The sequence below is a fragment of the Chryseobacterium capnotolerans genome (genome assembly GCF_021278965.1).
Classification (GTDB): Bacteria; Bacteroidota; Bacteroidia; order Flavobacteriales; family Weeksellaceae; genus Chryseobacterium; species Chryseobacterium capnotolerans.
Genome location: NZ_CP065589.1, coordinates 40,065 through 51,445, shown reverse-complemented (window position 1 = coordinate 51,445; position 11,381 = coordinate 40,065). Strand labels below are relative to the sequence as shown.

At 33.9% G+C, this 11,381-nt stretch carries 10 protein-coding genes and 1 pseudogene; 5 read left to right on the top strand and 6 right to left on the bottom strand.

Annotation, left to right across the window (positions count from 1 at the left end; all coding sequences use genetic code 11):
- Positions 1–159: 159 nt before the first annotated feature.
- From guaB to H5J24_RS00190, 5 genes are all read right to left on the bottom strand, one after another.
- The gene (guaB, locus tag H5J24_RS00210) at positions 160–1,620 is read right to left on the bottom strand and encodes an IMP dehydrogenase (protein WP_068944970.1); all 1,461 of its coding nucleotides are present in this window, start codon (positions 1,618–1,620) and stop codon (positions 160–162) included.
- A gap of 189 nt (positions 1,621–1,809) precedes the next feature.
- Positions 1,810–2,514 carry a hypothetical protein gene (locus tag H5J24_RS00205; protein WP_068944971.1) on the bottom strand — a complete coding sequence of 235 codons (705 nt, stop codon included), beginning with the start codon at positions 2,512–2,514 and terminating at the stop codon, positions 1,810–1,812.
- A 26-nt stretch (positions 2,515–2,540) separates the two neighbouring features.
- Positions 2,541–3,041 carry a DUF4252 domain-containing protein gene (locus H5J24_RS00200; RefSeq protein WP_068945234.1) on the bottom strand — a complete coding sequence of 167 codons (501 nt, stop codon included), beginning with the start codon at positions 3,039–3,041 and terminating at the stop codon, positions 2,541–2,543.
- Positions 3,042–3,051: 10 nt separating this feature from the next.
- Complete coding sequence (locus H5J24_RS00195) at positions 3,052–4,332, bottom strand: DUF4252 domain-containing protein (RefSeq protein ID WP_068944972.1); 1,281 nt, start codon at positions 4,330–4,332, stop codon at positions 3,052–3,054.
- A 48-nt stretch (positions 4,333–4,380) separates the two neighbouring features.
- Positions 4,381–5,532 (bottom strand): RNA polymerase sigma factor, encoded by a 1,152-nt coding sequence (locus H5J24_RS00190; protein ID WP_232815954.1) that lies wholly within the window; start codon positions 5,530–5,532, stop codon positions 4,381–4,383.
- A 270-nt stretch (positions 5,533–5,802) separates the two neighbouring features.
- Between H5J24_RS00190 and H5J24_RS00185 the strand changes: the two genes are divergently transcribed.
- The 5 genes from H5J24_RS00185 to H5J24_RS00165 all read left to right on the top strand — a co-directional run bounded on the left by H5J24_RS00185 (position 5,803) and on the right by H5J24_RS00165 (position 10,121).
- The gene (locus H5J24_RS00185; protein ID WP_068944974.1) at positions 5,803–7,197 is read left to right on the top strand and encodes a hypothetical protein; all 1,395 of its coding nucleotides are present in this window, start codon (positions 5,803–5,805) and stop codon (positions 7,195–7,197) included.
- A gap of 20 nt (positions 7,198–7,217) precedes the next feature.
- A complete protein-coding gene (locus H5J24_RS00180) occupies positions 7,218–7,790 on the top strand; it encodes a DUF6705 family protein (protein WP_068944975.1) in 573 nt (190 codons plus the stop codon).
- 201 nt (positions 7,791–7,991) lie between these two features.
- Entirely contained in the window at positions 7,992–8,363 is a 372-nt protein-coding gene (locus tag H5J24_RS00175; RefSeq protein ID WP_232815953.1) for a hypothetical protein, read from the top strand.
- Positions 8,363–8,935, top strand: coding sequence for a DUF6705 family protein (locus tag H5J24_RS00170; RefSeq protein ID WP_068944977.1), 573 nt, complete (start codon positions 8,363–8,365; stop codon positions 8,933–8,935). Before H5J24_RS00175 ends, H5J24_RS00170 begins: the two co-directional genes overlap by 1 nt.
- Before the next feature lie 37 nt (positions 8,936–8,972).
- Positions 8,973–10,121, top strand: a complete 1,149-nt coding sequence (locus tag H5J24_RS00165) for a hypothetical protein (RefSeq protein ID WP_068944978.1) — start codon at positions 8,973–8,975, stop codon at positions 10,119–10,121.
- A 36-nt stretch (positions 10,122–10,157) separates the two neighbouring features.
- Here H5J24_RS00165 and H5J24_RS00160 read toward each other — a convergent pair.
- Positions 10,158–11,317, bottom strand: a pseudogene (locus H5J24_RS00160) (GlmU family protein).
- Positions 11,318–11,381: the final 64 nt, after the last annotated feature.

Here is an 11,381-nt window from a genome sequence, read left to right as displayed (position 1 = left end):
TACAACAATCTAAATATTTATTTTCAAAAACAATTAGAAGTTACTTAAAACTAATTAAATGAATTATTTATTTTGATTAGTAATTCAAAAACCTCACTTTATTCATAAAAAAAGACTGCCTTTATGATGAGGCAGTCTTTTTTATATTATTTAATACTTTTATAAAGAATAGTTTGGAGCTTCCTGGGTGATAATCACATCGTGTGGGTGTGACTCTTTCAAACCACTTCCTGTAATCATTACCAATTTGGAATCTTTCTGTAAAGTTTCAATATCTTTAGCTCCACAATATCCCATTCCTGCTCTTAATCCTCCAACTAACTGGAAAATAACTTCTTCCAATTTCCCTTTACTTGGTACTCTTCCTTCAATTCCTTCCGGAACGAATTTTTTAGCCTCACTTTGGAAATATCTTTCTTTTCCTCCTCTCTTCATAGCAGAAAGGCTTCCCATCCCTTGGTATGTTTTGAATTTTCTACCTTGGAAAATGATTTCTTCACCCGGAGCTTCATCAGTTCCTGCTAAAAGAGATCCTAACATCACTGCTCCTGCTCCACTCGCAATTGCTTTTACGATATCTCCTGACAGTTTAATACCTCCGTCAGCAATTACTGCAATATTTTTAGTCTGAGCATATTCGTAAACGTTATAGATCGCAGATAATTGAGGAACCCCAACTCCAGCAACCACTCGTGTTGTACAAATAGAACCAGGACCAACACCTACTTTCAGAACGTTTGCTCCAGCTTCAATAAGATCTTTCGCCGCTTCAGCTGTTACGATATTTCCACCAACGATATCCAAATCCGGATATACTTGTCTGATTTCTTTGATCTTATTTAAAACTCCAATAGAATGTCCGTGAGCAGAATCAATACCAATGATATCAACTCCTGCTTTTACAAGAGCCTCGATTCTTTCCAATGTATCTTCGCCCACTCCAACACCTGCACCAACGATTAATCTACCGTTTTGATCTTTGTTTGCATTTGGGTATTCAAGCTGATTATCGATATCTTTAATGGTAATTAGACCAACCAATTTGTTTTCAGCATCTACAATAGGAAGTTTTTCAACTCTGTTTTTAAGAAGAATTTCTTTTGCTTTCTCAAGATTGGTATTTTTATCAGAGGTGATCAGGTTATCTTTAGTCATGATCTCTTCAACCTTTACATCAAGGTTTTCCTGATATTTTACGTCTCTGTTTGTGATAATTCCGATTAATACATTATTGGGATCAACCACGGGAAGGCCAGATATTTTATATTTAGCCATTAATTCTCTAGCTTCACCTAAAGTATGATCTTTTGAAAGCGTTACAGGGTCAGAGATCATTCCATTTTCGGAACGTTTTACTCTGTTTACTTGTGCAGCCTGTTCTGCGATCGTCATATTTTTATGGATGAAACCTAAACCACCAACTCTTGCCAATGCAATCGCCAAATCTGCCTCTGTAACAGTGTCCATTGCAGCGGAAACTATCGGAACATTCAGCGTGATTTTATCGGTAAGTCTTGATTTTAAAGAAACCTGGTTAGGTAAAACTTCTGAATAAGAAGGGACTAGAAGAACGTCATCGAAAGTGATGGCTGTCTCTACAATTTTGTTATGAATAGACATCTTTACTTTCTTTGCAAAATTAGGTTATTTTGATGACATATGAAAATCATTTTTAATAGTTTAAATAAAATTTAATAATCAATAAGTTAAATCGAAAAACCGCCCTTTTTAAGAACGGTTTTCCTTCACAAAATAAATTTAGTATATCCGAAACTACTTGTCTAGAGTTAATATTTTAAATAATTATGTCTATTTCAGAATATTTCCATTTTCGTCCAGATTCTCAATATGAGTCTGATTATTTTTATCAACGTATAACTTTAATCTTACTTTTCCTTTAGTATCACGAATAAAAACTCCCACATCTCCATTCGCAGCTTTGCCTGCAAAAAATCGTTCATTGGTTAACTTCCCCTGTTCTCTAAGCATGGCGTATGCTTTTTTGCTTGCAACAGGATCATTGAGCTTTTTCAGAGAATCTTCAAACTTAATAATCGCTTCTAGCGGAAAATCATCCGGACGATCCCAAAGTTTTAAACCGTACACTCTTTTTTTATCTTTTCCGGTTTCTTCCATATATTGTAACTGCATTATCTGATCTGTATTTCTCTGATCTATTGAATACACCATCCCGGATCCTTTTTCATCGGCATCATATACAAGTCCACCACATTCATCTCCTAATGAATTAAAGAAGATCAATCCTGCATCTCTTTCTCTTTGCTTCATATTTTTGTGATTCACCATCCCCGGATGCTGACGTTCTTTATTACTGATAACCATTTTTAAAGTTCCGTCTTTTTCAACAATATTGATGCGTTCTACATCTATCTCTTTAAAACGTTCAACAGAAGGAGTAGCTTTAAATGCCAGTATAAAAAGTAATACACAAACTACAGTAAGTGAAGCTGCATAAATTTTCAAAATACGAACTTCTTTGATCAGCTTTTCCATAAGAAGATTTTTGAAGTGAAAAAGAATTACTTATCTGAAACAGCATTAATCATTTTTGAAATATCATCAGGAGTAAAATCTCCTTTTACGTCCACAAAAACGAGTTCTTTATCAGAATTCACTGTAATCAGCATATTTTTAATGGCCTCTCCTTTTTGCTTTACACGAAGGTTAACATTTTCGCCATTATGTTTTATAGTAGCCCAGTCTTCGTAACGATTATTATTCAAAAATTTCGCATAATCATTCAGCATTTCTTTGCTTCCGTTTTCTACTGTAAGAACCTTTATTTTAGAAACCTTTTTGATAAGGCTGATGAGTTCTTCACTTTCCCCGTCTTGCCTTAAAGCTTTTTTGATGTATGGTTTAGCCAATAATAATGGCACATTAAAGCTTGTGAACTTGGCATCTTTGAAATCATACCTGGTATCTGAAAAGAAATCCATATTGGGTTTTTCAGAAACAATACAAGATTGAAGGCTGCCAATGACTAAAATTGAGAAGACAATAATTCTGAATGTTTTCATGGTCATGATTTTAATCCATTGGTCTTAGCAGTCCTCCAGAGGTTTTACTGATATTCGCATCGATTTCCGGTCTTCCTTTATATCTCACAGATCCTCCTGAAGATGCTCTTACTTTTAATTTATCCGATACGTTTACGGTAAGATTTCCTCCGGAAGTGGCTTCCGTTTCAAGGTAAGTGAATTTTAAATCATCTGCTTTACATAAGGCTCCGCTGCTGATATCTATCGTTCCGGAATCTGCTTTCCCGCTCAAACTCATATTAGATCCGCTTGAACTTTTGATTCCTATATTTCCGGCCGTTATTCCAGCTCTCACATTAGATCCTGATGACACTGAAATAGTTGCCGCATTTGAGATTTTGAAATCACCGGTAATATTAGCTCCGGATGAAGCATCAATTCTCATGTTTTTTTCCTGAATAGAATTTACAATGGTAAGATTAGAACCTGATGAAACATCAACACTTTCCATTCTTGGAGAAGATACATTAACACTTAAATTTTTAAATCTCAGGTTTCTTACCCCTTTATTATCAATATAAATTCTTAGAACACCATTCTCCACTTTGGTAATAATGTATTCTAATTTATCTGAATCTGCAATTACTTTTACACTGGTTGGTTTTTCCTGTTTAAAGATTACATTGACACCAGTACTTACCTGAATTCCTGAAAAATCACCTACATTTCTGGCTTCCCCGTTAAGGTAAGATGAATTATTATCAGAAGTAAGACTATTTCTTGTGACAGAGATCGGGCTCTTTTTCGTTTCGCTGGAATTAATAATCTTGCTTACATCATCCATAGACAGTTTTCCGTCAAGCATTACAAAAATACTTTCCCCGCTTCCGCCGTCAATACTTAGCAACAGATCGTCCAGAATACCGTTTTTAGCTTCTGCAGAAAGGAATTTTACCTTTGCTCCCGCATTATTTACGGACATGATTTCGTTGTAGTTCAGATTCTTTAAATAAGAAGAAATATCCTTACTCAATTGAGACATGTTACTCTGAACCTTACGTCCTTCGGCAGTATTTCCTTTCTCCGGATTTTCCGTGATAAGGATCTTAAGTCCGTTGATCTTTGACAATAACGGTTTTATCTGATCCAGCTGGGAATCATCAATATTGAGACTGCTGAGCATTCCGAACATCGGTTTGGCAATCTTAATGGAAGTTACTCCCTCTACTTCCTGATATTTGTCAAAGAGTTGATCAAATTTATCTTTTTGTCCATATACATTAAAGAAATGGGAAAAAGCAAGAGCGAATATTATGAATAGTTTTTTCATGAGTCAATTTTATTTTTTTTAAGTTAATGATGGCAACTGTTGTTCAGATTAATAATCATCATCTACCACCGTAGGCTGTGCCAATTTTTCACTAACGTTATTTGCAAATATCTGGAATGAGTATTTTGTTACATTAATTGCTTCTTCTACATTATCAATTCTTTTTCCGTTGACAATAACGTAAGAATTTTTATATCCTGTAGAATCTTTAGTTTTATTATTAAAAGAGGAATTGTCAGCATATCTTGGTTTTTTTTCCTTTTTCAGTCTTCCTCTTTTTGGTAAGATTTCATCCATTACATCTTTTTCAGCCACATGATTATCCTGAAAAATGGAATCTTTTTTGGTTCCTGAAATAGAATCGGTGTGATTCACTGCCACTTGTTCCTGATGATTATGGTTTTCTTCAATAAACCCGGACTTTTGTTTCAACACTTCATTTTTCACCATGTTTTCCTTATCCTGAACCTCTGCTCCCGAATTATTTTTAAGGAAAAAACCGATTCCAAAGACCAACATTACACTGGCTGCCATCCAGAACCATTTGGGAAAAGAGGGTTTTTTCTTTTCATCTAAAGGAATAATTGGCGTTGTATGGTCTTCAGAGGTTGTGCTTTCAGCCTGCTGAAGGAAGTCATCAAAGCTCCATTCCATTTTTTCTTCCTTTATCTCCCGGAAGATTTCATCGTATTTATCTTGTAATTGATCTTTTTCATAGCTCATCAGTTGTGAGATTTGTTCTTTTACTTTTTGTCTTGCCCGCATAAGGTTTACCCTTACTGCATTTTCCTCCATTTCCAGCATCTCAGAAATTTCGGAAACATCGTACTCTTCTACATCTTTCAAGTGGATCACCTGCTTCTGTTTTTCGGGGAGCTGATTGATAAATCCTACAATATGTTCCTTAAGGTTATCAACTTCCATACTGTAAAGCTCCGACCGGTGAAGCTGCATATCCGCAAAGCCTATCTTCACATCGTGATGCTTCAGGCGGTTCAGGCATTCGTTCCGGACAGACTTCAGCGCATAGGATTTTAAGTTCCCAAACTGCCCCAGTTCATCCCTTTTCTGCCAGAACTTCATCATAATATCCTGCACTACATCTTCTGCCTCATCACTACTCATGACGAATCGCTTCGCAAAACGATACATCTCGTCTTTGAGAATAAACACCGTATTCTTGAAAGTTTCTTGGGTCATGAGTTTTGTTTCTTATAGGTAAGACAACTGGTCTTTACAATCTATTACATCAAAAATAAAAAAACTTTGAAAAATTTGAAGTTTTTATTTTTCATGGGATCACCACATGCGACAAAACCATTCCTAAATCTTTTATTGAATTCGTTTTTTGGATGGTATTAATGTATTAAACAATAATATAGAAAAATTTTTTTTTAAAAACATTATAAAAATCTCCATGTTGTGATGTAATAAAAAATATTTATATTTAACGAATTAAAAAACACCCGTATGAAGAAAAATTTAGCACCGCGGCTTATGCTGCTGTTTGCTTTAGCCCTGTCTTTACAGTCCTGTAGAACCGGTGAAGATTATCTCTCAGCTAAAGAAGAACAATATTACTCCAACAAGTTTCAGGTATTTACCTCTTTCAATGATGAACCTATAGATTATGCCAAAGGTTTCAAAACTCTTATGGAAAACTATGATGGGATTCATAAAACGCATTATACAAGAACTTCTGCCATAAAATCGGGAAATCTGGGTAAAAGTGATGAAGAATATGTAGAATTCAGGCTGCATTCCCAGAGTATGCTTTTGGAAGATGAACGCTGGATTATTTATCCGATGGTAAGAAATGGACAGGTAAGCGGATTAATGGCCGGTATTCTGAGGAATGAAGAAACTGAAGTGGAATTCAGAAAGTTGGATTCCGGAAACGACTACTATGATGAAGTGCTGAAAATATTCAGTATCGCTTATCTAAAAAATAAACTGAAAAGCGGTTTGAATAAAGGCAGCGGCTGTGGATTTGACTCCAATGATGCCTGCGATATCGGAAATATTGATATTTCTCCACCCAAAGGAGGTCCGAAAGGCACTGGCCCCAAAAGTGGCTGTACAGGATTGAATAACTGCATCAAACCGGATGTGAGTCCTGGTGGCGGTGAAAGCAGTGGTGGCATGGGTGGTCCACCAACTAATCCTTGTGAGAAAACCAAAAACCTCCTGAACAAACCCAAAGTCCAACAAGGAATAAATGATGTAAAAGCACAGGCGTTGAAAACACTTAGCGACATGAAAGCTGGAGAGATCGGTTTTAAAGAGCCGAAAAATGGAGGACCTCTTGTTCCTGCTGATGTAAATCAAGCCCACAAAGTTGTATTTAATGATGTAATCGATTCATATGGTGGCTATCATAACCATACCGCAACCGGAACCCATATGTTTTCACCTCCTGATATTGTGGATGCTCTGTTTGGATTTGCAGCAGCACAAAGTGCACAAGATGGGGTCGGAAATGCCTATCTTGGCATGATTGCAGCAGAATGGTGCAATACTTGCCCTAATAATGCTCAATATATACATTATGTAATAAAGTATACAGGAACAGGGTCAGAATTGGGAGGCTACGTTTATACACCTGCACAAATGAATCAATTTGAAAAAGATTATCGTAAAACTGTTAAGGAATTAACTGATACAAATTTAAATGGAAACACATATATTAAAAATTCAGCCGGTGATCTTAATGAAAAGGGATTGGAAAAATTATTTTTTGACTCTTTAAAAAACATGGGATTGGACGGAAAAGTAAATTTACAACGAATAGAGGCCAATGGAACTGTTAATAATGTAGCTTTAAATAGCAATGGCATACCTGTTGGAACACCATGTCCTAATTAATAATTTAAAAATAAAATAATATGAATATAATACAATCCAAAATACTAATGGTATTTATATTAACCATAAATCTGATATCATGTAAAGGGCAAATTTTACCTCTTAACACTGCTTTTTCAACTATTCCTAATGGTGCTCACCTAAAAGATACTAATAACGAGTTAAATCCCTATATAGGAATCTACAAAGCTAACTTTAATGGTAATGAAGTTACCATATTCATTACCAAACAAGAAAATAAATTAGAAGAAAGTGCTAAAAAAAATTACTATATGGATGCATTGATAGTAAAGTATATTGTTAAAAATTCAGCAGGAGTTACCTTACAGGATACACAAAATAATAATTTATACAATATTGAATTATATAGCATTGGCACAACACCTTCTCAAGGTATCATCAATTTTATTTATAGTGGGACAAATTGTAGCGTAGGATGGGGAGATATTCGTTTAAAGAAAATTAATTCAACTCAGTTATCTTGGGAATATCGTCCGGATGATATTGTAACAACTGCAAGCAAATGTCCTCCAACTTTGGATACAAAGATCTATTTACCGGAAACGAAGGATTTAATTTTTACTAAACAATAGTGAAATGTTTATTTAAAATATTGGGAATATTTGTTGTGCTTTTTTGTAAAGCGCAACAAACTTATCCTTTGTTAACTTCAGTAAATAATGTTCCTAATATGTCTCACTTGAAAGATACAAACAATGAACTTCAATCATTTGTAGGTATATACTCATCAGTTTATAATGGAGTTCAAATCATTCTTTATATTACTAAAGAAAATGACAAGCTTTTTTAATACTAAAGGAAAGCAAATCTACAGGGACGTTCTATCTGTAAAATACATTGCCAAAGATTCTTCTGGCGCTATATTACAAGATACTAAAAATATAGGATTACCCGATAATAGCCTTAAATATACAATTTATAGCTTATGGGTTATAGAAAATGGAAATAAAGCAGAGTTAATATATAATGGAACTAATTGTAACGTTGGTTTTGGAGAAATTAAATTAAAGAAGATTAATTCAACACAAATCTCATGGGAATATAGACCCAATGATATTGTAACAACAGCCAGCAAATGTCCTCCAACCTTAGATACAAAGATATATTTACCAGAGACAAAGGATTTAATATTTACAAAACAGTAATGAGAAATGGTCTAATTATAATGGGGATTTTTGTTGTGTTTTCATGTAGAGCGCAACAAATTTATCCTTTAAGGACTGATTATACAGAAATTCCCAATTACTCCTACTTAAAAGATACTAATAATGAACTAAACTCTTTCATTGGAACTTATGAAGCTTCTTATCAGAATAATAAAATAACGTTATTCATTAATAAACTTATTCATAAACTTTTTGATGGTAGTCAATACAAATATTATAAAGATGTATTATCTATTAAATATATTATTAAAAATTCTTCAGATCAAGTAGTTCAAAATACTCAGGGTATGAATTTACCTGAGCAACAATTAATACACTCCATTTATAGCATGTGGGTTGAAGATAATGGAAATAAACTTTTATTATATTATGGAGGTACTAATTGTGGTGTAGGCTGGGGAAGTATAATTTTAAAAAGGCTTAATAGTACTCAAATATCATGGGAATATCGCCCAAACGATATAATTCTTGACAGCAAAAGATGTCCACCCGGAACAGATATTAACATTTATCTACCTGAAACAAAAGATTTGACTTTCACTAAGCAATAAATAGAGCCTCTTCGGAGGCTTTTTCAAGTGATGAAATATGAAACAAATACTATTTATCTTATTTTTTTTATCTGCTTGTTTTAACGCTCAAGTTATAAAAGATTCAATTTTAGGGAAACCAAAATTCGTAAAAGAATATGTCCTTTTTCTAAATGATTCAAGACCATATACTTTTTTGAGTAATGATAGTGAATATGGGCATGCTGTAATTATGACTCCAAAAAATCTAAGAAACAGAATGCAGGACACATGGTTTGAAACAGATTTCTGCCGATATATCAATAATGAAACATTCTATGATAAAAACCGGAATATAACAAAAGAAACGTGGTATTATAAATCAGGAAAAATTGTAGATGATTACAATTATGTTTATGATAGCTTAAATAGGTTGACGACTCAAAATACAAGAGGGTATTCAGAAAGTACTCGTCACTATTTTTATGATGGAAATAGCAAAACTGCCAAATTCTCAGAATTGTACTATAAAAGAAAGGATGAGCCTATGAAAAAATACGGGAATAACCTTGAAAGTTTCAACCCTTTATTTATTACCAAGTTTGATGCAATTTCAAAGACGGATAGCATTTTTGCAATTACAAATGATATTTGGAAGAAAGTAGGCAAAGGTTATACAGAAGGCAAGGACTCCATTTATCATCAGAAATTGAATAGAATAAAAATGTATGATGACCAATATAAAATAATTGAAGAGAAGTATTTTGATTATAAGAGTGATTATCAAAATAAAAAAATATCTTTAGGCAGACATCTTAAATATGAGTATGATGAGCATGGGAATATAATAAAACAAACAGACTTCAATAACGGAAAAATATTGTCATACATCATATATGAAAACGGAAAAATAATCAAAACTGAAAGTATAGATGATGATGGAAAAAAGACATATACTATTTATATATATACTAAAGATCAAAAGTTGAAACAAAAAACCATGTACTACAAAGAAAAACTTTGGCAAGATAGCAGGTATGAGTACAAAGGAAATTATATAATCAGATTAATTTATTTAGATAAACCTATACTGGAAGATAAAATCGTAGAGCCAATCATAATAAATTTCAAATATAAGTTTGATAAGCAAAAAAACTGGACAGAAATTATTAAAAATATAAATGGAAAAGATTTATATAAATGGATTAGGAAAATTGAATATTATTAAACGAAAAAAACCTCCGAAATCCGGAGGTTTACTTTTTTAATACGTTTCAAAAACATGTTTCAAAATCGCCTTATCTTCTTCTGTTAAAGCTACTTTTCTTCTCGCCATGGCTCTTTCTGCTACTTCATAGACTTTATCTAATCTGAATCTTTCATCATCTTTCAAGCCGCCCCATGAAAAGTTTTCCACAAGATTAGGTGGGAAACCTGGTTTGAAGATATTGGAGGCAACTCCAATGACAGTTCCTGTATTCAGCTGTGTATTGATCGCCGTTTTTGAATGATCACCCATGATCAAGCCGGCAAACTGTAAGCCAGTGTCTTCAAAAGCTTTGGTTCTATAACTCCAGAATTTTACATTTCCGTAGTTATTTTTCATGTTGGATGAATTGCTGTCTGCTCCAAAGTTACACCATTCACCAATCACAGAATTTCCAACAAACCCTTCATGACCTTTACTGGAATATCCGAAAATAATAATATTGTTCACCTCTCCTCCTACTTTACAATGTGGTCCTACTGTAGTGGCTCCATAAATTTTGGCACCAAGATTAAATTTAGAGTCATCACAAAGTGCGATAGGCCCGCGAAGATGGCAGCCTTCCATGATCTCTGTATTTTTACCAATATAGATTTTTCCGGTTTTGGTATTGATGGTTGAGAATTCAACAGAAGCTCCTTCTTCAATGAAAAGATCTTTTTTATCTCCTAAAAAACCGTTGGTGGAAGACAATTCCTGAGAAGTTCTTCCTTGGGTAAGAAGATCAAAATCAAAATCGATAGCATGATGGTTATAGGTAAATAAATCTTTCGGTTTTTTAAAGAAAATAAGCTCTTCTTTAATATCCGTCATTTTTTCGATCTGATGAAGAGAAAACCCTTCATATTGATCTTCGCTGCTACCAACTCATCTTCATATACTAACGCTTCACCCTGCTTAAGGTCTTTGATCTGCTGAATCACAGATTCTGTAGGGATAAAGTTCGGAACTAAAAAAAGGCTTTCCTTTTCTTCCGGGGTTTTAAACTTATCCTGAAGATACATTTCTGTAAAATAAGAAATTTCGGTATTCTCCAGAATTCTCTGCCATCTTTCAGAGAAGGTAAGGATTCCGCATCGCATGGCTGCAACCGGTCGGGTAAAGGTAAGCGGAAGAAAATCTTCCCAATATTGTGCGTCTGAAAATACTAATTGCATTTTTTGATTTTTAACTGGAGATTTTATACTCCGGGAGTTATATTTGGTTTCTAAGGTGTGTTTT